General features: G+C 71.5%; 23 protein-coding genes. 17 read left to right on the top strand and 6 right to left on the bottom strand.

The window, feature by feature from the left end; all coding sequences use genetic code 11:
- The first annotated feature begins 49 nt into the window (after positions 1-49).
- A complete protein-coding gene (locus OG432_RS07895) occupies positions 50-1,207 on the top strand; it encodes a D-alanine--D-alanine ligase family protein (protein WP_328309122.1) in 1,158 nt (385 codons plus the stop codon).
- Between the two features lie 37 nt (positions 1,208-1,244).
- On the opposite strand, the gene OG432_RS07890 is transcribed toward OG432_RS07895, so the two are convergent.
- Together OG432_RS07890 and OG432_RS07885 are read right to left on the bottom strand one after the other, a co-directional pair.
- Entirely contained in the window at positions 1,245-1,727 is a 483-nt protein-coding gene (locus OG432_RS07890; RefSeq protein ID WP_328309121.1) for a DUF3515 domain-containing protein, read from the bottom strand.
- 20 nt (positions 1,728-1,747) lie between these two features.
- Positions 1,748-1,981, bottom strand: coding sequence for an Lrp/AsnC family transcriptional regulator (locus OG432_RS07885; RefSeq protein ID WP_328309119.1), 234 nt, complete (start codon positions 1,979-1,981; stop codon positions 1,748-1,750).
- Positions 1,982-2,205: 224 nt separating this feature from the next.
- Between OG432_RS07885 and OG432_RS07880 the strand changes: the two genes are divergently transcribed.
- Both OG432_RS07880 and thiD read left to right on the top strand, forming a co-directional pair.
- Positions 2,206-3,171, top strand: a complete 966-nt coding sequence (locus tag OG432_RS07880) for a thiamine-phosphate kinase (RefSeq protein ID WP_328309117.1) — start codon at positions 2,206-2,208, stop codon at positions 3,169-3,171.
- Entirely contained in the window at positions 3,168-3,950 is a 783-nt protein-coding gene (gene thiD / locus OG432_RS07875; RefSeq protein WP_328309115.1) for a bifunctional hydroxymethylpyrimidine kinase/phosphomethylpyrimidine kinase, read from the top strand. The genes OG432_RS07880 and thiD overlap by 4 nt, the downstream gene beginning before the upstream one ends.
- Before the next feature lie 162 nt (positions 3,951-4,112).
- Here the strand turns inward: thiD and rpmB are convergent, their stop codons facing one another.
- Positions 4,113-4,298 carry a 50S ribosomal protein L28 gene (gene rpmB, locus OG432_RS07870; RefSeq protein WP_003951095.1) on the bottom strand — a complete coding sequence of 62 codons (186 nt, stop codon included), beginning with the start codon at positions 4,296-4,298 and terminating at the stop codon, positions 4,113-4,115.
- Positions 4,299-4,565: 267 nt separating this feature from the next.
- Between rpmB and OG432_RS07865 the strand changes: the two genes are divergently transcribed.
- Positions 4,566-6,176, top strand: a complete 1,611-nt coding sequence (locus OG432_RS07865) for a DAK2 domain-containing protein (protein ID WP_328309112.1) — start codon at positions 4,566-4,568, stop codon at positions 6,174-6,176.
- Between the two features lie 116 nt (positions 6,177-6,292).
- On the opposite strand, the gene OG432_RS07860 is transcribed toward OG432_RS07865, so the two are convergent.
- A complete protein-coding gene (locus OG432_RS07860) occupies positions 6,293-7,246 on the bottom strand; it encodes a GlxA family transcriptional regulator (RefSeq protein ID WP_443058559.1) in 954 nt (317 codons plus the stop codon).
- Between the two features lie 174 nt (positions 7,247-7,420).
- Between OG432_RS07860 and OG432_RS07855 the strand changes: the two genes are divergently transcribed.
- From OG432_RS07855 to mutM, 9 genes are all read left to right on the top strand, one after another.
- A complete protein-coding gene (locus tag OG432_RS07855) occupies positions 7,421-8,110 on the top strand; it encodes a DJ-1/PfpI family protein (RefSeq protein WP_328309108.1) in 690 nt (229 codons plus the stop codon).
- Positions 8,111-8,186: 76 nt separating this feature from the next.
- Positions 8,187-10,406 (top strand): ATP-dependent DNA helicase RecG, encoded by a 2,220-nt coding sequence (gene recG, locus OG432_RS07850; RefSeq protein WP_328309106.1) that lies wholly within the window; start codon positions 8,187-8,189, stop codon positions 10,404-10,406.
- A 63-nt stretch (positions 10,407-10,469) separates the two neighbouring features.
- Positions 10,470-11,066 (top strand): 16S rRNA (guanine(966)-N(2))-methyltransferase RsmD, encoded by a 597-nt coding sequence (gene rsmD / locus OG432_RS07845; RefSeq protein WP_328309105.1) that lies wholly within the window; start codon positions 10,470-10,472, stop codon positions 11,064-11,066.
- Between the two features lie 26 nt (positions 11,067-11,092).
- On the top strand, positions 11,093-11,572 hold the full coding sequence (gene coaD / locus OG432_RS07840; RefSeq protein WP_267057052.1) for a pantetheine-phosphate adenylyltransferase: 480 nt from the start codon (positions 11,093-11,095) through the stop codon (positions 11,570-11,572).
- Positions 11,573-11,680: 108 nt separating this feature from the next.
- Entirely contained in the window at positions 11,681-12,748 is a 1,068-nt protein-coding gene (locus OG432_RS07835; RefSeq protein WP_328309103.1) for a cell division initiation protein, read from the top strand.
- A gap of 217 nt (positions 12,749-12,965) precedes the next feature.
- The gene (locus OG432_RS07830; protein WP_328315038.1) at positions 12,966-13,613 is read left to right on the top strand and encodes a YceD family protein; all 648 of its coding nucleotides are present in this window, start codon (positions 12,966-12,968) and stop codon (positions 13,611-13,613) included.
- A 2-nt stretch (positions 13,614-13,615) separates the two neighbouring features.
- Positions 13,616-13,789 (top strand): 50S ribosomal protein L32, encoded by a 174-nt coding sequence (rpmF, locus tag OG432_RS07825; protein WP_007493396.1) that lies wholly within the window; start codon positions 13,616-13,618, stop codon positions 13,787-13,789.
- Positions 13,790-13,808: 19 nt separating this feature from the next.
- Complete coding sequence (gene rnc, locus OG432_RS07820) at positions 13,809-14,615, top strand: ribonuclease III (protein ID WP_328309101.1); 807 nt, start codon at positions 13,809-13,811, stop codon at positions 14,613-14,615.
- Positions 14,616-14,762: 147 nt separating this feature from the next.
- On the top strand, positions 14,763-15,632 hold the full coding sequence (gene mutM / locus OG432_RS07815) for a bifunctional DNA-formamidopyrimidine glycosylase/DNA-(apurinic or apyrimidinic site) lyase (protein WP_328309099.1): 870 nt from the start codon (positions 14,763-14,765) through the stop codon (positions 15,630-15,632).
- On the opposite strand, the gene OG432_RS07810 is transcribed toward mutM, so the two are convergent.
- Positions 15,605-16,042, bottom strand: a complete 438-nt coding sequence (locus tag OG432_RS07810; RefSeq protein WP_328309097.1) for a winged helix-turn-helix transcriptional regulator — start codon at positions 16,040-16,042, stop codon at positions 15,605-15,607. The two genes, mutM and OG432_RS07810, sit on opposite strands and share 28 nt — an antisense overlap.
- Positions 16,043-16,257: 215 nt before the next feature.
- Here OG432_RS07810 and OG432_RS07805 point away from each other — a divergent pair, with 215 nt between their 5' ends.
- Entirely contained in the window at positions 16,258-16,848 is a 591-nt protein-coding gene (locus OG432_RS07805) for a flavodoxin family protein (RefSeq protein ID WP_328309095.1), read from the top strand.
- A 210-nt stretch (positions 16,849-17,058) separates the two neighbouring features.
- On the opposite strand, the gene OG432_RS07800 is transcribed toward OG432_RS07805, so the two are convergent.
- Positions 17,059-17,982: a CAP domain-containing protein gene (locus OG432_RS07800; protein ID WP_328309093.1), complete on the bottom strand. Its 924-nt coding sequence runs from the start codon at positions 17,980-17,982 to the stop codon at positions 17,059-17,061.
- Between the two features lie 181 nt (positions 17,983-18,163).
- Here OG432_RS07800 and OG432_RS07795 point away from each other — a divergent pair, with 181 nt between their 5' ends.
- The 3 genes from OG432_RS07795 (at position 18,164) to smc (ending at position 22,804) form a co-directional block, all read left to right on the top strand.
- Positions 18,164-18,457, top strand: a complete 294-nt coding sequence (locus OG432_RS07795) for an acylphosphatase (RefSeq protein WP_328309091.1) — start codon at positions 18,164-18,166, stop codon at positions 18,455-18,457.
- A 378-nt stretch (positions 18,458-18,835) separates the two neighbouring features.
- Positions 18,836-19,054 (top strand): hypothetical protein, encoded by a 219-nt coding sequence (locus tag OG432_RS07790; RefSeq protein WP_328309089.1) that lies wholly within the window; start codon positions 18,836-18,838, stop codon positions 19,052-19,054.
- A gap of 198 nt (positions 19,055-19,252) precedes the next feature.
- A complete protein-coding gene (gene smc, locus OG432_RS07785) occupies positions 19,253-22,804 on the top strand; it encodes a chromosome segregation protein SMC (RefSeq protein WP_328309087.1) in 3,552 nt (1,183 codons plus the stop codon).
- Positions 22,805-23,026: the final 222 nt, after the last annotated feature.

The following is a 23,026-nucleotide window of genomic DNA, read 5'->3' as shown; positions in this document are numbered from 1 at the left end:
GCCCCGTGGCAGTGGTCGCGGGGCTTCGAACGGGTACCCTCAACGCGATATGAGCAGCGAGAACCTCCCCCAGAGCCCTGAGAAGCAGCCCCGCAAGCCGCGGGTGGCCGTGGTGTTCGGCGGCCGCAGTTCGGAACACGGCATCTCGGTCGTGACCGCCGGCGCCGTGCTGCGCTCCATCGACCGTACGAAGTACGACGTGCTGCCCATCGGCATCACGACGGACGGCCGCTGGGCGCTCACCGCGGACGAGCCGGAGCGCATGGCGATCAGCGACCGGCGCACCCCCAGCGTCGACGAACTCGCCGAGTCCCCCGAGGGCGGCGTGATCCTGCCCGTGGACCCGGGCAGCCGCGAAGTCGTCTACACCGAGCCCGGCACGGTGCCCAAGGCGCTCGGCGAGGTCGACGTCGTCTTCCCGGTGCTGCACGGCCCCTACGGCGAGGACGGCACCCTCCAGGGCTTCCTGGAACTCTCCGGCATCCCCTACGTCGGCGCGGGCGTCCTCGCCTCCGCCGTCGGCCAGGACAAGGAGTACATGAAGCGCGTCTTCACCTCCTTCGGGCTGCCCGTCGGCCCCTACCTGGTGGTGCGTCCGCGCGAGTGGGAGCAGGACGAGAAGAGCGCCCGCCAGCGCATCGCCGACTTCGCCGGTGAGCACGGCTGGCCGCTGTTCATCAAGCCGTCCCGGGCCGGCTCCTCGTTCGGCATCACCAAGGTCGACTCCTTCGAGGGCCTGGACGAGGCCATCGCCGAGGCCCGCCGACACGACCCGAAGTTCCTCGTCGAGTCGCTGCTGCGCGGCCGCGAGATCGAGTGCGGCGTCCTGGAGTTCGAGGACGGGCCGCGTGCGAGCGTGCCCGCCGAGATCCCGCCGGTGACCGCCCACCAGTTCTACGACTTCGAGGCCAAGTACATCGACTCGGCGGCCGGTATCGTGCCCGCCCCGATCGGCGAGGAGGCCACCGCCGAGGTGCAGCGCCTGGCCGTCGAGGCGTTCGAGGCCGCGTCCTGCGAGGGCCTGGTCCGCGCGGACTTCTTCCTCCAGGACAACGGCGAGTTCGTCATCAACGAGATCAACACGATGCCGGGCTTCACGCCGATCTCGATGTACCCGCGGATGTGGCAGGAGAGCGGCGTCGCGTACGCGGACCTGGTCGACAAGCTCATCCAGGCGGCGCTGCGCCGCCCCACGGGCCTGCGCTAGGGGACGGACCCCGGGCGGACCGGGCCGTCGCCGGGCCCTAGGGCACGTCGAGCGTCTTGGGAATCGCCCGGGAGACCGGGGCGCCGAACGGCTGGAGCACCGAGGCGTCGTGTTCGTAACGGGTCCCCGTCAGGAGCTCGACGTAGGGCTCCCGGTACTGGGTGATGAAGCGCGGCCCCTGCGTGCGGGCCTGCACGGTCCACGAGACCCCGGCCAGCTCGACCCCGGGATACTTCGGATCCGCCACCTCGTCGGGGCGCGGGATCCCGCAGCGCAGTACGATCGCGGCGTCCCCGTCCCCCCAGCGGGCCGTCAGCGGCGAGTCCGGGGTGGGGTCGTGCCGCTTCTGCCCGGCCACGGTGTCGGGCAGGAGCCTGTCCAGGGCCGTGCAGGCGGCCGTCTCCTTCGCCGAGGGGGAGGGAACCGCCACCTTCGCGGTGGCGTCGGACGAAGAACAGCCCGCGGCCGCCAGGACGGCGACCGCGGGCAGGATGAGAAGCGGCCGGCGAGAGAAAGTCACCGGCCCAGGGTAAGCGGGGGCTACAGATGGACGACCGGGCAGGTCAGCGTTCTTGTGATGCCGTCCACCTGCTGAACCTTGGCGACCACCATGCGACCGAGTTCGTCGACGGTCTCGGCCTGGGCCCGCACGATCACGTCGTACGGCCCGGTGACGTCTTCGGCCTGGATCACTCCCGCGAGCTGTGCGATGGCCTCGGCGACTGTCGACGCCTTGCCCACTTCGGTCTGAATGAGGATGTACGCCTGTACCACGGAACCTCCAGGGCGGCCACGAGGATCATGTGGGGGAGAGAAAGAGACGCCACGGTACCGCGTCGCCCCGCGCGACGGGGAGACCCGCGCCCCCGGCCGCTCGCGCCCGGGGGCGAGAGCCGCCACGAAGTTGACGTATGTGTTGACGGTACCCATGCCCGGGGCCGCTCGCGACCGCAAGCGCACCGGGCCGGACGGGGTACGACGATGAGAGGTGGGACACGGTGAAAGGCACTGTGGGCGAGTTGGGGGAGTTCGGGCTCATCAGGGAGCTGACCTCCCGGCTCACCTCCACCCCCGCGGTCCGGCTGGGGCCGGGCGACGACGCCGCGGTGGTGACCGCACCCGACCGCAGGGTGGTCGCCAGCACGGACATCCTGCTCGAAGGACGGCACTTCCGGCGCGACTGGTCGACGGCGTACGACGTCGGACGCAAGGCCGCCGCACAGAACCTGGCCGACATCGCCGCCATGGGCGCGGTACCGACCGCGGTGCTGCTCGGGCTCGTCGTGCCGGCCGAACTGCCGGTCACCTGGCCCACCGAGCTGATGGACGGCATCCGCGACGAGTGCCAGGTCGCGGGCGCTGCCGTCGTCGGCGGTGACGTCGTGCGCGGCGACACCATCACCGTGGCGATCACCGCGCTCGGCGACCTGCGCAACCACGAGCCGGTGACCCGAGCCGGCGCCCAGCCCGGCGACGTGGTCGCCGTGACGGGCTGGCTCGGCTGGTCGGCGGCGGGCTACGCGGTGCTCTCGCGCGGCTTCCGCTCGCCACGCGCCTTCGTCGAGGCACACCGGCGCCCCGAGCCCCCGTACCACGCGGGCCCCGCGGCCGCCGGCCTCGGCGCCACGGCCATGACCGACGTCAGCGACGGCCTCGTCGCCGACCTCGGCCACATCGCCGAGTCCAGCAAGGTCCGCATCGACCTGCGCTCCGGGCTCATCGACATCCCGACGCAGATGAGCGACATCGGCCAGGCCGTCGGCGTGGACCCGCTGCAATGGGTGCTCACCGGCGGCGAGGACCACGCGATCGTGGCGACGTTCCCGCCGGACGTGAAGCTGCCGGCCCGCTGGAGGGTGATCGGGGAGGTGCTCAACCCCTCCGCGCTGCCCACCGTCACCGTGGACGGCGCGCCCTGGACCAGCAAGGGCGGCTGGGACCACTTCGGGGACGATCCCGCGTGATCCCCCGCGTACTGACCGTCGCCGGATCCGACTCCGGCGGCGGCGCCGGCATCCAGGCCGACCTCAAGACGATGCTGGCGCTCGGCGTGCACGGCATGAGCGTGATCACCGCCGTCACCGCGCAGAACTCGCTCGGCGTCCAGGGCGTCTGGGAGCTTCCGGTGGACGCGGTGCGGGCCCAGTACCGGGCCGTCGTCGACGACATCGGCGTGCAGGCGGTGAAGACCGGCATGCTGGCGTCCGCGCCGCTCGTCGAGGCGGTCGCCGACCTGCTCGCCACCACCGCGGCCCCGGTCGTCGTGGACCCGGTCGGCGTCTCCAAGCACGGCGACTCCCTGCTCGCCGCCGAGGCCCTCGACTGCGTGCGCACCCGGCTGCTGCCGACCGCGACCGTCGCCACGCCCAACCTCGACGAAGTGACCCAACTCACCGGAGTCCGGGTCGAGGACGAGGACGGGATGCGCCGCGCGGCAGAGGCGATCTTGGGGTTCGGGCCGCGCTGGGCGCTCATCAAGGGCGGCCACTATCCCGGGGACGCGCTCGACCTGCTGGCCGACGGCCACGAGGAACACTGGCTGCGCGCCCCGCGCCTGGACAACCGGCACACCCACGGCACGGGCTGCACGCTCGGCTCCGCCATCGCCTCCCACCTCGCCAGGGGGCTCGCGGTCCCGGACGCGGTCCGGGCGGCCAAGGAGTACGTGACCGGTGCCATCGGCGCGGGATTCGCGCTCGGCGCGGGCGTCGGCCCGGTCGACCACGGCTGGCGTTCGCGCTGACGGGCGCCGGGCCGCGGGCACGGCCCCGCTCCGGCCTCGGGCGACGGCTCGTGGCTACAGGCCCTTGGGCAACCGCCCTCGGGTACGGCAAAAAGCCGGTCCACCGAGGTGGACCGGCTTTTCAAGGCAACCGCAGGGGCTGCGCTACGACAGACGTCGCAATTAGCGCGAGACCTTGCCGGCCTTGATGCACGAGGTGCAGACGTTGAGCCGCTTCGGCGTCCGACCGACCACGGCACGCACACGCTGGATGTTCGGGTTCCAGCGACGAGACGTACGGCGGTGCGAGTGCGAAATGTTGTTGCCGAAGCTCGGCCCCTTGCCGCAGACGTCGCAGTTGGCAGCCACGGGTCACTCCAAAAGCTTCAGATGCATTAAATGCACTTACAGTGAAACCGGCGCACCGGAATCAGAGATCTGAAGTGGCTTGCCGGGGGAATCGGCCCGACTCTCGCCGGGCAACCGAAGCAGCATACAACGGCTGCTCCTGAGATACGAAACTACCACGGCCGGGGCCGCCCCCGACCCGGCCCCCGGCCCGCACCGGGTCTACCCTGCGGGTTCGGCCGCATCCCCACGCAGCCCGCCCGCCGCTCCCACAAGGAGGACCACCAGGTGCCGCAGACCCTCGATGCCGTCGCGGTGCGCGGCTGGTGCGCGCTGGCGCTCGACGCACTGGGCCGGGACCGCGAGGCGATCGACGCGATCAACGTGTATCCGGTCGCCGACGGGGACACCGGCACCAACCTCTATCTGACGATGGAGTCCGCCGCGCAGGCCGTCGAGGCCGTCTTCGCCGCCTATCCCGAGCCGCCCGTGTACGCCGGCGTCCCGCCCGTCGCCGACGTCGTACGGGCCATGGCGCACGGCGCGCTCATCGGCGCCCGGGGCAACTCGGGCACGATCCTCGCCCAGCTCCTGCGGGGCATGGCCGAGGTGCTCCAGGACGACGGGGACCTGGCCGTGGCGCTGCAACGGGCCGCGTCCGCCGCGTACCTGGCGGTCGCCCACCCCGTCGAGGGCACCGTCCTGACGGTGGCCACGGCCGCGGCCGAGGCCGCGCGGCAGGCGAGCGGCATCCCGGCCGTGGTGGCGCAGGCCGCCTACACGGGCGCCCGCGACGCCCTGGACGCGACCCCCTCCCAGCTGGCCGCCCTCGGACGCGCGGGCGTGGTCGACGCGGGCGGGCGGGGCCTGGTCACCGTGCTGGGCGCGCTCGTCCAGGCGCTCTCCGGGGAAGCGCCCGTGGCGCGCGGACGAGCACCGGTGCCGGTGACGGTGGAGGACTGCCCGGCCGAGGCCGAGGCCGATGCGGCCGGGCCCGCCTTCGAGGTGATCTTCCTCCTGGAGGCCGACGACGCGGCCGTGGACCGGCTGCGGACCCGGCTCGACCGGCTCGGCGACTCCCTGGTCGTGGTCGGCGGCGACGGCCTGTGGAACGTCCACGTGCACGTGGACGACGCGGGCGCCGCCGTGGAGGCCGGGGTGGAGGCGGGGAGGCCCTACCGGATCCGGATCACGCACTTCGAGCAGCAGGCCGCCGCCGAGCCGCCCAAGGAGCAGGTCCAGCGGGCCGTCGTCGCGGTCGTGCCCGGCGAGGGCCTCGCGGGCCTGTGCGCCGAAGCGGGCGCGACGACGGTGCTCGCCCGGCCCGGTGAGCCCCCGGCCAGCGGGGAACTCGTCGAGGCGATCCGGCGCGCGCACGCCCGCGAGGTGGTGCTGCTGCCGAACGACGCCGAGCTGCGGCACACGGCGGCCGCCGCCGTCGAACAGGCACGGGCCGAGGGCATCCGGGTCGCGCTCATCCCGACCCGGGCCGCCGTCCAGGGCATCGCGGCGCTCGCCGTCCACGCCCCCGACCGGCGCTTCGACGAGGACGTCGTCGCGATGACCTCGGCCGCCGGCGCCACCCGGCACGCCGAACTGGCCGTGGCCGAACGGCAGTCGTGGACGATGGCCGGTGTCTGTCAGGCCGGGGACGTGCTCGGCCTCATCGACGGCGACGTGGTCGTCATCGGCCAGGACCTGGCCGGCACCGCCCGTACCGTCCTGGACCGGATGCTGGCCGCGGGCGGCGAACTGGTCACCCTGGTCCTCGCCGCGGACGCCCCTCCCGGCCTCGCCGACATGCTCGAATCCCACGTGGGCAAGGCCCACTTGGCGGTCGACACCGTGGTGTACGAGGGTGGCCGCCAAGGCGTGCCGCTGCTGATCGGCGTGGAGTAACGGCCCGTCCGTACGGGGCGGACGTCCAGGGCGGCGCGGCGGACGTCCACGGAGTGGTGCACGGTCTCCAGGGCGGTGGTGCACGGTCTCCTGGCGGGCACGGCGCGATGCTTTCGTCAGCCGGCCGATGTGCCGTGCGCGGCCCGGTAGCGCGACGGCGGTGTCCCGTAACGGCCGACGAATGCCTGGCGCAGGGTTTCGGCGGTTCCGAAGCCGCACCGTGCGGCCACGCTCGCCACGGGAAGCGAGGTGGAGGCCAGGAGGTGGGCGGCGGCCTCGGTGCGCGCGTCGCGGACGAACCGGCCGGGCGCCTTGCCCAGGTGGTCGATGAACAGACGGGTGAGGTGGCGTTCGCTCACTCCCGCGTCCGCCGCGAGGACGGGCGCGGTCAGATCGCCGTCCAGGTGGCAGGCGATGTGGTCGACGACCCGCCTGACCAGCCCGTTCGTGGGCGCCGGAGTGGCGGTGAACATGCTCATCTGCGCCTGGTTCCCGGGGCGTTGCAGATAGGTGACCAGGGCGCGGGCCACGGCGCGCGCCAGCTCGGCGCCGTGGTCCTCCTCGATGAAGGCCAGGGTCAGGTCCAGGGCGCTGGTGACGCCCGCGGCGGTCGACACCCTGCCGTCGCGGATGTAGATCGGCGCCGGATCCACGGTGACCCCGGGGTAGGCGGAGGCCAGCTGATCGGCGTACCGCCAGTGGGTCGTCGCGCGTTTCCCGTCGAGCAGGCCGGCGGCGGCCAGGACGGTCGCCCCCGTGCAGACCGAGGCCACTCTGCGGCTCTCCCCGGCCAGGCGGCGCACATGGCCGACGATCCGGGCGTCGTCCCCGGCCGCCAGGTGGCCGTACCCTCCCGAGACGATCAGCGTGTCCAGAGGGCCCTTGAGCCGCTCAAGGCAATGCCGGCCCTGCAGGGTCAGCCCCGATTCACAGGTGATCGCGCGGCCTCCCGGGGTGGCCACGCCCACGGCGTAGGCCGGGGCGGCTCCGAGCCGGTTGGCGGCGGCGAGGCCCGTCGTCACGCAGGCGATGTCCAGCAACTCGGCCTCGTCGTACCCGATGACGACCACCGCGCGTTCCCCCGCCGATCGGACCTCCACCGCGTGTCCCTCCACCGCCCGCCCCTCCCCATCCGGTCCCTCCACGGCCCGGAGCCTATGTCGTCATGACAGGCATCCCAAGAATTCGGACCTTGCTTCCGTCCGTCCTTGGTGCGGCCGGGGCCCGCGGCCGAAAGTGAGGGCATGACCAAGACGCTCGCCTTCGTGCTCTATCCCGGCATCACCCCGCTCGACCTGGTGGGACCGCTCCAAGTGCTGTCGGCGCTGGCCCAGATCGACCCGTCGTTCGAGGTGGTCGTCGTCGGCAGGACCCTCGCGACCCTGAGCACCGACACCCCGCTGGAACTGGCGCCGAGTCACACGTTCGACCAGGTCGCCGAGCCCTTCGCGCTGATCGTGCCCGGCGGTACCGAGCCGACCCTCGCCGCCCTGGCCGACGAGCCCCTGCTGGACTGGATCCGCGGGGCCGCGCGAACGGCCGAGATCGTCGGCTCGGTCTGCACCGGCTCCCTGATCCTGGGCGCGGCCGGCCTCCTCGACGGCCGTCGCGCCACCACCCACTGGGGCTTCCGCGACCTGCTGACCAAGTTCGGCGCGACACCCGTCGCCGAACGCTGGGTCGAGTCCGGCCCCGTGATCACCGCAGCCGGAGTGTCGGCCGGCATCGACATGGCCCTCCACCTGGTCGAACGCCTCGCGGGCGAGCGGACCGCCCGCAGGATCCAGCTCCTCGTCGAGTACGACCCGCAGCCGCCGCTGGGCGGCATCGACTGGCCGTCCGTCGACCTCGACCTCTTCAAGCCCCATGCCCGGCGCTTGCTGGAATCGGCCCTTGCGGACCACCCCGAGCTCCTGACCAGGCTGACGACCTGAGCCCGGCCGCCCCGGCGACGGCGCGAGGCCGCCGTTGTGCACGGGGTTTGGCGGGCTGTCAGTCCCGTGGTGTGCAATGGATCGCGTGCCTGCGCTCGAAGAACCACTGAAGAAGCTCCTCGGCGGACCCACCGCGAAGGTGATGGCCGACCAGCTCGACCTGCACACGGTCGGCGACCTCCTGCACCACTACCCGCGGCGGTACGAGGAGCGGGGCCAGCTCACCAAGCTGGCCGAGCTGCCCCTGGACGAGGACGTGACCGTCGTCGCCCAGGTCGCGGACGCCCGGGTGCACACCTTCAACGGAGGCCGCGGCCAGCGCCTGGAGATCACCATCACCGATGGCAGCGGCCGTCTCCAGCTGGTGTTCTTCGGCCGCGGCATCCACAAGCCGCACAAGGAACTGCTCCCCGGCAGCCGGGCGATGTTCGCCGGCAAGGTGTCGATGTTCAACCGGCGCATGCAGCTCGCCCACCCCACCTACGCGAAGCTGGCCGCGGACGCCGCCGAGAGCGAGACGGACGACGGGGTGGACATCGCCTCGTGGGCCGGCGCCCTGATCCCCATCTACCCGGCCTGCAAGGGCCTGGAGTCCTGGAAGATCGCCAAGGCCGTCGACGCGGTCCTCCCCAGCGCCCGGGAAGCCGTCGACCCGCTGCCGCGATCCCTGCGCGAGGGGCGCGGCTTCGTCTCGCTGCCCGAGGCCCTGCTCAAGGTCCACCGGCCGGGCACCAAGGCCGACATCGAGGACGCGCGCCAACGTCTGAAGTGGGACGAGGCCTTCGTCCTCCAGGTGGCGCTGGCCCGCCGCCGCCACGCCGACGCCCAACTCCCGGCCGTGGCACGGCGGCCGGCTCCCGGCGGCCTGCTCGACGCGTTCGACGCCAAGCTGCCCTTCACCCTCACGGAGGGCCAGGAGAAGGTCTCCCGGGAGATCTTCGACGACCTGGCGACCGAACACCCCATGCACCGCCTGCTCCAGGGCGAGGTGGGAAGCGGAAAGACGATGGTCGCGCTGCGCGCCATGCTCGCCGTCGTCGACTCCGGCGGCCAGGCCGCGATGCTCGCGCCCACCGAGGTCCTCGCCCAGCAGCACCACCGCTCGATCACCGAGATGATGGGCGAGCTCGCCGAGGGCGGCATGCTCGGCGGGGCCGACCTCGGCACCAAGGTCGTGCTACTCACCGGCTCCATGGGCGTCCCGGCCCGTCGCCAGGCGCTGCTCGACCTGGTGACCGGCGAGGCGGGCCTCGTCATCGGCACCCACGCCCTGATCGAGGACAAGGTCCAGTTCCACGACCTGGGCCTGGTCGTCGTCGACGAGCAGCACCGCTTCGGTGTGGAGCAGCGCGACGCCTTGCGCGGCAAGGGAAAACAGCCCCCGCACCTGCTCGTCATGACCGCCACGCCCATTCCGCGCACGGTCGCGATGACGGTCTTCGGCGACCTGGAGACCTCCGTCCTCGACCAGCTGCCCGCCGGGCGCTCGCCCATCGCCAGCCATGTCGTCCCCGCCCAGGACAAGCCGCACTTCCTGACCCGCGCCTGGGAGCGGGTGCGCGAGGAGGTCGACAAGGGCCATCAGGCGTACGTGGTCTGCCCGCGCATCGGCGATGACGAAGAAGAGGCCAGGACCGCCAAGGGCAGGAAGAAGGCGGAGGAGGCGGAGACGGCCGACAGGAGGCCGCCGCTCGCCGTGATCGAGATCGCCGGGCAGCTGTCGAAGGGCCCGCTCCAGGGGCTGCGCACGGAGATCCTGCACGGCAGGATGCAGCCGGACGACAAGGACGACGTGATGCGCCGGTTCGGCGCCGGCGACGTCGACGTGCTGGTGGCCACCACGGTCATCGAGGTCGGTGTGAACGTGCCGAACGCCACCGCGATGGTGATCATGGACGCCGACCGGTTCGGCGTCTCCCAGCTCCACCAGCTGCGCGGGCGCGTGGGCCGCGGATCCGCGCCCGGCCTGTGCCTGCTCGTCACGGACATGCCGCAGGCGAGCCCCGCGCGGGCCCGCCTGGACGCCGTCGCCTCCACGCTCGACGGCTTCGAACTCTCCCGCATCGACCTCGAACAGCGCCGTGAGGGCGATGTGCTGGGCCAGGCCCAGTCCGGGGTGCGCTCCTCGCTGCGGATGCTCACCGTCATCGAGGACGAGGAGGTCATCGCCGCCGCCCGCGAGGAGGCCGTCACCGTGGTCGCCGACGACCCGGACCTCGACCGCCTGCCCGGCCTTCGCACCGCCCTCGACGCCCTGCTCGACACCGACCGCGAGCAGTACCTCGACAAGGGCTGAGAGACTGGGTGCCCAGCACATCCGACGCATGACCCGCCACGAAGCACACGGACAAGGACTGAGATGACCCGCGTGATCGCCGGCCGGGCCGGTGGCCGCCGCCTCGCCGTACCGCCGGGCACCGGCACCCGCCCCACCTCCGACCGGGCGCGCGAGGGCCTCTTCTCCACCTGGGAGGCGCTGCTCGGCACGCTCGACGGCATCCGGATCGCCGATCTGTACGCGGGTTCCGGGGCCGTGGGCCTGGAAGCGCTGTCCCGGGGCGCCGCCCACGCCCTGCTCGTCGAGGCCGACACCCGCGCGGCGCGCACCGTCCGCGACAACGTGGCCGCGCTGAAGCTCCCCGGCGCCGAGGTCCGCGCCGGCAAAGCGGAACAGATCGTGACAGGACCGGCGCCCGCCGAGCCGTACGACGTGGTCTTCCTCGACCCTCCGTACGCCGTCACCGATGACGATCTTCGGGAGATCCTGCTCACACTCGGCCGCGGGGGCTGGCTCGCGGAGGACTGTCTCGTCACCGTGGAGCGCAGCACCAGAGGCGGGGAATTCGGCTGGCCCGAAGGATTCGAAGCGCTGCGGGCCCGTCGTTACGGCGAGGGCACGCTTTGGTACGGTCGCGCCGCCTCCACGTGCGAAAACGCACCGCGAGACACTCCATGACCGGACCGAAGAGCGAGGGACACCAGATGCGCCGCGCCGTCTGTCCCGGGTCCTTTGACCCCATCACCAACGGACACCTCGACATCATCGCCCGCGCCTCCCGCCTGTACGACGTCGTACATGTCGCGGTGATGATCAACCAGTCGAAGCAGGGCCTGTTCACCATCGAGGAGCGGATCGAGATGATCCGCGAGGTGACGGCCGACCTCGGCAACGTGGAGGTCGAGTCCTTCCACGGCCTGCTCGTCGACTTCTGCAAGCAGCGGGACATCCCCGCGATCGTCAAGGGCCTCCGCGCCGTCAGCGACTTCGACTACGAGTTGCAGATGGCGCAGATGAACAACGGGCTCTCGGGCGTCGAGACCCTGTTCGTGCCGACCAACCCGACGTACAGCTTCCTGTCGTCCTCGCTGGTCAAGGAGGTCGCGACCTGGGGCGGAGACGTGTCCCACCTGCTGCCGGCCACCGTCCACGCGGCGCTGGTCGCACGGCTCGCCGGAAAGTGAGCCGGGCCCCCGCCGACTGACAGTCCGTCACCCGGTGTCGGGCGGGCGCCGACTGGCCTTACAGTCGTCCCGTCCGTCTCCAATCCGTTAGAAGAGTGGCGATCACCGGTGGACGTGCAGAAGAAGCTCGACGAGATCGTCGGGGTGGTCGGCGGCGCCCGGTCCATGCCCATGTCGGCCTCGTGCGTGGTCAACCGCGCCGAGCTCCTGGCGATGCTGGAAGAGGTGCGCCAGGCGCTGCCCGGCTCGCTCGCCCAGGCCCAGGAGCTGATCGGCGGCCGGGAACAGATGGTCGAGCAGGCGCGCCAGGAGGCCGAGCGGATCATCGAGTCCGCGCACGCCCAGCGCGGCACCCTGATCTCCGACACCGCCGTCGCCCGCCAGTCCCAGGACGAGGCGGACCGGATTCTCGACGAGGCCCGCAGGGACGCCGAGGAGATCCGCGCGGAGGCCGACGACTACGTCGACTCCAAGCTCGCCAACTTCGAAGTCGTCCTCACCAAGACGATCGGCTCGGTCGACCGTGGCCGCGAGAAGCTGCTCGGCCGCGGCCCCGGCCTGGACGACCAGGGCCGCACCGACGAGGACGCCCCCGAGTACAGCGCGGACCCGGGCACCCTGATCCACCGGGCCGACGAGTACGTCGACGCCAAGCTGGGCGCCTTCGAGGCGGTGCTCGCCAAGACCCTCGAAGCGGTCGGCCGCGGCCGCCAGAAGCTGCACGGCAGGACCGCGTCGGACGACCTCGCCGACCACATGGCCGCCCAGGACGCGGTGGGCGACCTGCACCAGCACACCAGCGACGCCGACTATCTGGCCGGCCTCGCCGGACTGGCCGAGCCGGAGCCCGTCGCCGCGCACGCCGCCGAGGCCCACATCCCGGCGCAGCAGCAGCCGGCGTACGACCCCTACGGCTACCAGCAGCCCCAGCAGGACCCGTACGGCTACCAGCCGCAGGCCCAGGCCCAGCAGCAGGAGCAGTACGCGCAGTACGGATACGTCCAGCAGGACCCGTACGCCTATGACCAGAGCCAGCAACAGCACTACCTGCCGCCGCAGCCCCAGCACCAGCCGCAGCAGGCCGCGCTCGACGAGACCAGCCTCTTCGACACCAGCATGATCGACCTGGATCAGCTGCGCGCCTACGAGCAGGGTCACGGGCAGCAGCGCCCCTGACCGCCGGTCCGCCGGCGTCCGTCGGCCCGGCGGCGGACGCCCGTGCAAGGCCCCGCGAGCGCGGGGCCGGGGGGCGGAGAGGGCCGGATTGGGTCTATGGCGGCCAGTCCAGTATCCTGGCTCTTCGGTCGCGCCTACGTCCGCGATCCAAGCTGCCCGATTCGCTCAGCGAAGCCGGTGGCAGCCACACTCCACGACCTCGAAAGCAGGAAGAGCCCTGAGCACGCGCCTCGACCACCGCGACCCCCTCGTGTTCGACACACACGAGCTGGGGCGGCGTCCCGGTGCGCTCCAGCGGCTCTCCCGCACCGTGGAGGCCCCGAAGGAACTCGGGATCCCCGAGGTCATCCACGTGCCCGAGGGCAGGCCCGTGGTCATCGAGCTCCGCCTGGAGTCGGTCATGGAAGGGGTGCTTGTCACAGGCACCGCCCGTGCATCGGCCGACGGGGAGTGCGTAAGGTGTCTGGAGCCGCTTCAGCAGGACGTTGAAGTGGACTTCCAGGAAATGTTCTCGTACCCCGACACCGACGACCGGGGCCGCCGCAAGGCAGCCGCGGACGACGATGCCGAGGACGACGAGGACATGATTCCGCTCGAGGACGGCATGTTCGACCTCGAGCCCTTGCTGCGTGACGCGGTAGTGCTCGCACTGCCGATGCAGCCGGTGTGCCGGGAGGACTGCCCGGGGCTGTGTTCCGCATGCGGAGCGCGCCTGGCGGACGACCCGGAACACCACCATGACGCCGTCGACATTCGTTGGGCGGCATTGCAGGGACTCGCCGGGACCATCCAGGACGGCGAGAAGGACAACATGAGCGGCACTGCGTCTGACGTGCAGGATGCCGCCGAGAAGCAGGAGAAGTAGCCGTGGCTGTTCCGAAGCGGAAGATGTCGCGCAGCAACACGCGCCACCGCCGGTCGCAGTGGAAGGCTGCGGTCCCCACCCTGGTTGCGTGCGAGCGCTGCCATGAGCCGAAGCTCCAGCACATCGCGTGCCCGAGCTGCGGCACCTACAACAAGCGCCAGGTCCTCGAGGTCTGAGCGGCTGGTGAGAGGCCCGATGTCTGAGTCCAACGCCAAAAAGGCGGACAACAACACGGCCTCGTCCCACACGCTTCTGGAAGGGCGGCTCGGGTATCAACTTGAGTCCGCCCTTCTGGTGCGTGCACTCACCCACCGTTCGTACGCGTACGAGAACGGCGGTCTGCCGACCAATGAGCGGCTGGAGTTCCTCGGGGACTCGGTGCTCGGTCTGGTCGTCACCGACACGCTGTACCGCACCCACCCCGACCTCCCGGAAGGCCAGCTGGCCAAACTCCGGGCCGCGGTGGTCAACTCTCGTGCGCTCGCGGAAGTGGGCCGAGGGCTCGAACTCGGCTCCTTCATCCGGCTCGGCCGGGGCGAAGAGGGCACGGGCGGCCGGGACAAGGCATCCATTCTTGCCGACACCCTAGAAGCGGTGATCGGCGCGGTCTATCTCGACCAGGGGCTTGAGGCGGCGTCCGCGCTCGTCCACAAGCTGTTCGACCCCCTGATCGAGAAGTCCTCGAACCTCGGGGCCGGCCTGGACTGGAAGACCAGTCTCCAGGAGCTCACGGCGGCCGAAGGGCTCGGTGTGCCCGAGTACCTGGTCTCCGAGACGGGTCCCGACCACGAGAAGACCTTTACTGCTGCCGCCCGCGTCGGTGGTGTCTCGTACGGCACCGGCACCGGCCGCAGCAAGAAGGAAGCGGAGCAGCAGGCCGCGGAATCGGCATGGCGGTCCATCCGGGCCGACGCCGACGAGCGTGCCAAGGCGGTGGCCACGGCCACCGTCACCGCCTCCGACGGCGGGTCGCCGACCCCCGCCGGCGGTTCGGCAGCCTGAGCCCCTTCCTTCGGGAGCCCCCGTCCGGCGCACCGCGGTGCGCCGGACGGGGGCTTTCGCCATGCCGGCGGGTGGTGGCCGAGTGTCCGGCGGCCGCTTGCCCGTACCCGCCGCGAGCCCCCTGCGGGCAACAGGTAATCTGCGCCCATGCCTGAGCTGCCTGAAGTCGAAGTCGTACGGCGCGGACTCGAACGCTGGGTGGCCGGGCGCACCGTGGCGGACGTCGAGGTGCTGCATCCGCGCGCCGTACGCCGCCACCTCGCCGGGGGCGAGGACTTCGCGGCGCGGCTCAAGGGCCACCGCATCGGCGTCGCGCACCGGCGCGGCAAATACCTGTGGCTACCGCTCGCCGACGCCGACGTGTCGGTGCTCGGACACCTCGGGATGAGCGGGCAACTGCTCGTGCAGCCGCAGGACGCACCGGACGAGAAGCATCTGCGGATCCGCATCGGATTCCAGGACGAACTCGGCACCGAACTGCGCTTCGTCGACCAGCGCACCTTCGGTGGACTCTCGCTCCACGCCACCGCCGCGGGCAGCACGGAGGGCCTTCCCGACGTCATCGCGCACATCGCCCGGGACCCGCTCGACCCCGGCTTCGACGACGAGGCCTTCTTCGCGGCGCTGCGGCTACGGCGCACCACGATCAAACGAGCACTGCTCGATCAATCGCTCATCAGCGGGGTCGGCAACATCTACGCCGACGAGGCGCTCTGGAGGGCCCGGCTGCACTACGACCGTCCGACCGCGACCCTGAACCGTCCCAAGGCGGCCGAGCTCCTGGGCCACGCACGGAATGTGATGAACGCGGCGCTCGCCGTCGGCGGCACCAGCTTCGACAGCCTCTACGTCAACGTCAACGGGGAGTCCGGCTACTTCGATCGCTCCCTGGACGCGTACGGCCGCGAGGGCGAGCCCTGCCGGCGCTGCGGCACGCCGATGCGCAGGCGGGCCTGGATGAACCGGTCCAGCTACTTCTGCCCGCGGTGTCAGCGGGCTCCGCGCTCCGTGTCGTAGCTCTCCTGCGCCTGGAGCACGTCCGGCATCCGCTCCTCCACGAAGTGGATGAGGGAGAGCAGCCGTTCGGCCACGTCCCGGCCGAGCGGGGTCAGTTCGTAGTCGACCCGCGGCGGGTTGGTGGGCTGTGCCTCGCGCAGCACGAGCCCGTCGCGTTCCAGGGAGTGCAGCGTCTGGGAGAGCATCTTCTCGCTCACGCCGTCGATCCTGCGGCGCAGCTCGTTGAAGCGGGCGCTCCCCTCGTGCAGGGCGCCGAGCGTGAGGCTGCCCCAGCGGCCCGTGACGTCCTCAAGGGTGCGCCGCGACGGGCAGGACTTCGCGAACACGTTGAACGTCAGGCAGGCGTCGTCGTCCACGGCCTCGGCACACGGCCCGTCGGCGAGTCGCGTATCCGGAGAGAGCTCGTCCATACCCCCACCATACGCTCCGGCAGCGCTCTTGAACGGGTTGCGCTAACTAATGGTTAGTGCTTACCTATGTGCAGCGCCGCAGTGACCGCCCACGAGGGACCGGCCCCCGCCGACGCGTCCGCTTTTCCACTGCCTCCGCCTCCATGACGTCCGTGGCACACCCGTGACGTCCATGGCACCCATGACCTGCCACGCCCTTTGAGGGGATTACTGCCGTGACCACTCCTGTCGTCTCGATCGCCTATCACTCCGGATACGGCCACACCGCCGTCATCGCCGAAGCCGTCGGCCGGGCCGCCGCCGAGGCCGGCGCCACCGTCCACGTCATCAAGGTCGACACCATCACCGAGGCCGAGTGGGAGCTGCTCGACGCCTCCGACGCGATCGTCTTCGGCTCGCCCACCTACATGGGCACCGCTTCCGGCGCCTTCCACCAGTTCGCCGAGGCCAGTTCCAAGCGCTGGTTCACCGACTCCTGGCAGGACAAGCTCGCCGCCGGTTTCACCAACTCCGGCTCGAAGAGCGGCGACAAGGGCCACACCCTGAGCTTCTTCCAGACCCTCGCCGCCCAGCACGGCATGCACTGGGTGAACCTCGGCCTGAAGCCCGGCTGGAACTCCTCCGAGGGGTCCGAGTACGACCTCAACCGGCTCGGGTTCTTCGCGGGCGCCGGCGCCCAGACCAACTCCGACCAGGGCCCCGAGGCCGTCCACAAGTCCGACGTCTCGACCGCCGAACACCTGGGCCGCCGCGTCGCCGAGACCGCCCGCGTCTTCCTCTCCGGCAAGGCGGCCGTCGGCGCCTGAGGCGCCCACCCGCGACGACACCGGACGGTCCGCACATGAGAGATGGAGCGCACACGGGAAAGGCCCTCTCCGTTCACAACGGAGAGGGCCTTTCCCGTGCACTCGGACGGTTCACGCATTCGTGCGCGTACGAACGAATGACGTACCCGGATTGCGTATGAGCGATGGCATTGATCAATTGGCCGATACGCGTCGCGCCCGAGCAAATGATCAAAAACCGAAGTCCTGGGTCCACCAGGGACCTCCGGGACCGAAGTGCACGCCCACACCCAGGGTCTTGTACGCGCAGTTGAGAATGTTCGCGCGGTGGTCCGGGCTGTTCATCCAGGCATCCATCACGGCCTGGGCGTCCGCCTGGCCGCGGGCGATGTTCTCGCCGCCCAGACCCTGCACGCCCACCTTCGCCGCCCGGTCCCACGGCGTCCTGCCGTCCGGGTCGGTGTGGTTGAAGAAGCCGCGCGCCGCCATGTCGTCGCTGAAGGCGGTCGCCAGCGAACCCAGCGCCGGGTCCGCCGACACGGCGCTGCAACCCACCTGCTCCCGCTGCTGGTTGACCAGGGACATCACGGTCGCCGCCGCCGACACCTCGGCGCTCGGCACCTGTCCGCGCCGAGCGGGTGCGGCGCTCTGGGGCGCGTGCGTCGGAGCGGCCGAAGGGGCCGCCGGCTTCGAGGGCGCCGGGGCCGGAGCCTGCGTCCTCTTCTGCGAGGTGTCCGAAGGAGCGGCCGAGGGAGCCGACCGGGTGGCGGGCGCGCTGGGGGAGGGGACGGCGGAGGGCGTGTGCGCGGCCCCGGCCGAACGCGACGGCGACTGCGAGGGCGTGGGCGCCGCCGTGGTGGGCTTCTCCGACTCGCCGCCCTGCGGCCGCACATTGGGCGTGGGCGTGCCGTCCACCTGGACCTGGCCGCCCGTAGCGATGTCGCCGCTCACCTTGTACGTACCGCCGCCGGGCAGCAGGCCCGAGCTGACGGCCACGGCTCCCACGGCCACCGCGGCGGAGACGCCGAGCAGTCCGGTGCGCACGGGCGTGATCACCCGCTTCCTGCGGCGCGATCCACCCGTGGACCGGCCGTCCGCACCCGTCGCCCCGTCCGGGGGCACGGGAGCGGCGCCGGAGCGACGATGGCGTCCCATCTGCTGTGCCTTCCTCAATGCCGTGGGCAATGCCTGGTCGCATTGCCGCGGGGGCCCGACCGCCCCGAAATGATCAAATGGGCACTAACCCATACGGGTGAGGCTCATTTCGTCGCGACTGTACGCCATGGCGCATGGGGGAGAAGTGCCGCGTGAGCAATTGGCCCGTTAGCGTGCACGTATGAACGAAGATGCGCACGATGATGTTCGACTCACGGCCTGGGTGCGCGGGCGAGTACAGCAAGTCGGCTTCCGCTGGTTCACCAGGGCCAATGCCCTGGAGATCGGCGGCCTCAGCGGGTTCGCCCTCAATCTGGACGACGGACGCGTCCAGGTCGTCGCCGAGGGGCCGCGTGAGAATTGCCACCGCCTCCTCGACTGGCTCCGCTCCGACGACACACCGGGCCGGGTCGACGGAGTGACAGAGATATGGGACACAGTGCGCGGCGGCTACGAAGGCTTCGCCATCCGCTGACCCCGTGGCCCCCGCGCGCGGGGGCCACCCGCGGTGACCCCCCGCATCCGGCTCGCGACCCCGCGCTGACCTCGAACGATCCGACTGTTGCCAACGCGCGCCCGGCGTGGAAGGCTGCGGAAGTAAGGATGATCTCCACGCCCCCAGGGCTCCGAGAAGAGGCAGCGCCGCGTGCTCAGCGGCCGCGTGCCCCCGGATTGCCGGTGGATACGGGGCGTGATCGTGTTGACCGTCAAACATTTTGGTGAGACTCTGAAAGCCCCGCGCACCTTAGCTGTTTGGCATGAAGAACCGCAGTCAAGTCCAAGCACCGCGGGTGCGATCCCCCTACGACCCACACCGCTTCGGTCGGTCACTCAGTGTGGAGGACCATCCATCATGGCAAAGGCGCTTCTCGGTTACGTCGGCGGTTCCGACCCGCGACTCCTCGCCGAGATGCGACGGCTCCAGCAGCGCGTCCAGGACCTCGAGTCCGAGCTCAACCGGATTCAGTCCGAGAACGACGTGCTGGCCGCTGCCGCCGCTTCGCACCACGGCGATTCGCTGCTCGAAGGCATCGACATCGACGTCCCGCAGGCGGAGCCCGCACTCACCTGATCTTCGGGTGGGAGAGGTTTCCGTCCCTCTCGTCGAGATCGAGAGATCCGCAAGAACTGCACTGTATTGCAAGGGACGCTTCGGCGTCCCTTCTTTCTTTCCGCCCGGTGCTCCCGGCCCTGCCGCCTCCCTCTTCCGCTCTGATCTGCCCGGGACCTTCCTGGGTGAAACCGGCAGCGAAAGGTAGAGTCCGGCGGCGTGCACCTCAAGGCCCTCACCCTGCGCGGATTCAAATCCTTCGCGTCCGCGACCACGCTGAAGTTCGAGCCGGGCATCACGTGCGTCGTGGGCCCCAACGGATCGGGCAAGTCCAATGTCGTGGACGCGCTCAGCTGGGTCATGGGCGAGCAAGGGGCCAAGTCGCTGCGCGGCGGAAAGATGGAGGACGTCATCTTCGCCGGGACGACCGGCCGGCCGCCGCTCGGCCGCGCCGAAGTGTCCCTCACCATCGACAATTCCGACGGCGCGCTGCCCATCGAATACGCCGAAGTCACCATCACGCGGATCATGTTCCGCAACGGCGGCAGCGAGTACCAGATCAACGGCGACACCTGCCGGCTCCTCGACATCCAGGAACTGCTCTCCGACTCCGGCATCGGCCGCGAGATGCACGTCATCGTCGGCCAGGGCCAGCTCGACTCCGTGCTGCACGCCGACCCGATGGGGCGGCGCGCCTTCATCGAAGAGGCCGCCGGCGTCCTCAAGCACCGCAAGCGCAAGGAGAAGGCGCTGCGCAAGCTGGACGCGATGAAGGCCAACCTGGCCCGCGTCCAGGACCTCACCGACGAACTGCGCCGCCAGCTCAAACCGCTCGGCCGGCAGGCCGCCGTCGCCCGCCGGGCCGCCGTCATCCAGGCCGACCTGCGCGACGCGCGCCTGCGGCTGCTCGCCGACGACCTCGTGCGCATGCGCGAGGCGCTCAGCGCCGAGATCGCCGACGAGGCCGAGCTGCTGCGCCGCAAGGAGGCCGCGGCCGCCGACCTCAAGGCGGCCCTCGCCCGCGAAGCACAACTCGAAGAGCAGGTGCGGCAGTTGGCGCCGCGCCTCCAGCGCGCCCAGCAGACCTGGTACGAGCTGTCTCAGCTGGCCGAGCGGGTGCGCGGCACCATCTCGCTCGCCGACGCCCGGGTCACGAGCGCGAGCGCCCAGCCCCCCGAGGAGCGGCGCGGGCGCGACCCCGAGGACATGGAGCGCGAGGCCGCCCGGATCCGCGAGCAGGAGGCCGAACTGGAAGCCGCGCTGGAAGCGGCCGAGCACGCCCTGGAGGACACCACCGCACACCGGGCCGACCTGGAGCGGGAGCTCGCCGCCGAGGAACGGCGTCTGAAGGACGTGGCCCGCGCCATCGCCGACCGGCGCGAAGGCCTCGCACGGCTGCACGGCCAGGTCAACGCGGCCCGCGGCAGGGCGGGATCCGCGCAGGCGGAGATCGACCGCCTTGCCGCGGCCCGCGACGAGGCGGGCGAGCGAGCCGTCCTCGCCCAGGAGGAGTACGAGCAGCTCAAGGCCGAAGTCGACGGTCTCGAAGCAGAGGACACCGAGCTCGCCGACGCCCACGACGCGGCCAGGCGCGAGCTCGCCGGTGCGGAAACCGCGCTCGCCGCCGCCCGCGAGGAGGCCACCGCCGCCGAGCGCGCCCGCGCCGCCGTCGCCGCCCGGCACGACGCCCTCGCGCTGGGCCTGCGCCGCAAGGACGGCACGGGCGCGCTGCTCGGCGCGCGCGACGCGCTGACCGGCCTGCTCGGCCCCGCCGCCGAACTGCTCACCGTGGCCCAGGGCCACGAGGTGGCGCTCGCCGCGGCGCTGGGCGCCGCCGCCGACGCCATCGCGGTCACCGGACCCTCCGCGGCGGCCGACGCCATCCGGCTGCTGCGCAAACAGGACGCCGGCCGCGCGGCCCTGCTCCTGAGCGGCGCCCCGGAGGACGAGCGGCCCGCCCCGGGCGACGGCCCGCCCCGCGCCGCCGACCTGGTGCGCGGCCCCGCCGAGCTGATGCCCGCCGTGCGGCGGCTGCTCCGCGACATCGTGGTGGTCGCCACCCTGGAGGACGCCGAAGACCTCGTATACGCGCGGCCCGCACTGACCGCCGTCACCGCGGACGGCGATGTGCTCGGCGCCCACTTCGCCCACGGCGGCTCGGCCGGCGCACCCAGTCTCCTGGAGGTCCGGGCCTCCGTCGACGAGGCCGCCGCCGAACTCGCCGACCTGGCCGTACGCTGCGAAGAACTGGCCGGTGCCCAGCGGGTGGCGGGGGAGCGGCGCAGTCAACTGGCGCTCCAGGTCGATGAGTTGGGTGACCGCAGGCGGCACGCGGAGAAGGCGCGGTCCTCCGTCGCCCAGCAGCTCGGACGTCTGGCCGGGCAGGCCAGGGGCGCGGCCGGCGAGGCCGAGCGGACCGCGGCCGCGGCCGCCCGAGCCCAGGAAGCCCTGGAGAGGGCCACCGAAGAAGCCGAGGAACTGGCCGAGCGGCTCCTCGTCGCCGAGGAGATGCCGGTCGAGGAGGAACCCGACACCTCGGTGCGCGACCGGCTGGCGGCCGACGGCGCCAACGCCCGCCAGACCGAGATGGAGGCCCGCCTCCAGGCCCGTACCCACGAGGAACGCGTCAAGGCGCTCGCCGGGCGGGCCGAGGCGCTCGACCGCGGGGCGCGGGCCGAACGCGAGGCGCGGGCCAGGGCCGAGCAGCGGCGCGCCCGGCTGCGGCACGAGGCCGCCGTCGCCGAGGCCGTCGCGTCCGGGGCCCGCACCCTCCTCGCCCACGTGGAGGTGTCGCTGGTGCGCGCCGAGCGGGAGCGGGCCGGAGCGGAGTCCGCCAAGGCCGAGCGCGAGCAGGAGCTGACCGCCGCGCGGAGCACGGGCCGCGACCTCAAGGCGGAGCTCGACAAACTCACTGATTCAGTTCACCGCGGCGAGGTACTAGGAGCAGAGAAGCGGCTGCGCATCGAGCAGCTGGAGACCAAGGCGCTGGAGGAGCTGGGGGTCGAGCCCGCCGGGCTCGTGGCCGAATACGGGCCCGACCGGCCGGTGGCCCCCTCCCCGCCCGCCGACGGAGAGGAACTGCCGGATGACCCGGACCACCCGCGCAACCAGCCGGTTCCCTATGTGCGGGCCGAGCAGGAGAAGCGGCTCAAGGCAGCCGAACGGGCGTACCAGCAGCTCGGAAAGGTCAACCCGCTCGCCCTCGAGGAGTTCGCGGCCCTGGAGGAGCGCCACCAGTTCCTTTCCGAGCAGCTGGAAGACCTCAAGAAGACCCGGGCCGACCTCCTTCAAGTCGTGAAGGAGGTCGACGAGCGGGTGGAGCAGGTCTTCACGGAGGCCTACCGCGACACGGCCAGGGAGTTCGAGGGCGTTTTCTCGCGGCTCTTCCCGGGCGGCGAGGGCCGGCTGATCCTGACCGATCCCGGCAACATGCTCACGACCGGGATCGACGTCGAGGCGCGTCCGCCGGGCAAGAAGGTCAAGCGGCTCTCGCTGCTCTCGGGCGGCGAGCGCTCGCTGACCGCGGTGGCCCTGCTCGTCTCCATCTTCAAGGCGAGGCCCAGCCCGTTCTACGTGATGGACGAGGTCGAGGCCGCGCTCGACGACACCAATCTGCAGCGGCTGATCCGCATCATGCAGGAGCTCCAGGAGTCCTCGCAGCTGATCGTGATCACGCACCAGAAGCGGACCATGGAGGTCGCCGACGCGCTGTACGGCGTCTCGATGCAGGGCGACGGCGTCTCCAAGGTCATCAGCCAGCGGCTGCGCTGACCCGAGGCCGGCGGCCACCCCTCCGAGCACCCCTGCTCATGTTCAAGTCTTGAATAACACCTTTCGATCCCTGCCCTCAAATTCATAACCGCACAGGTATTGACTTCGAAACTTGAAGGCATAGTCTCTGCAACGTTGCTTTTACCTTCAAGTGGTGGGTGGCCGGAAGGTGTGCACCACTTGGAAGAGTCCCCTCACGCCTGGCGACGCTGCCGGGCGGCC

It is taken from the genome of Streptomyces sp. NBC_00442, from assembly GCF_036014195.1.
Taxonomy (GTDB): Bacteria; Actinomycetota; Actinomycetes; order Streptomycetales; family Streptomycetaceae; genus Streptomyces.
The sequence above is the reverse complement of the archived record's forward strand: the minus strand, read 5'-3'. Positions and strand labels throughout refer to the sequence as shown.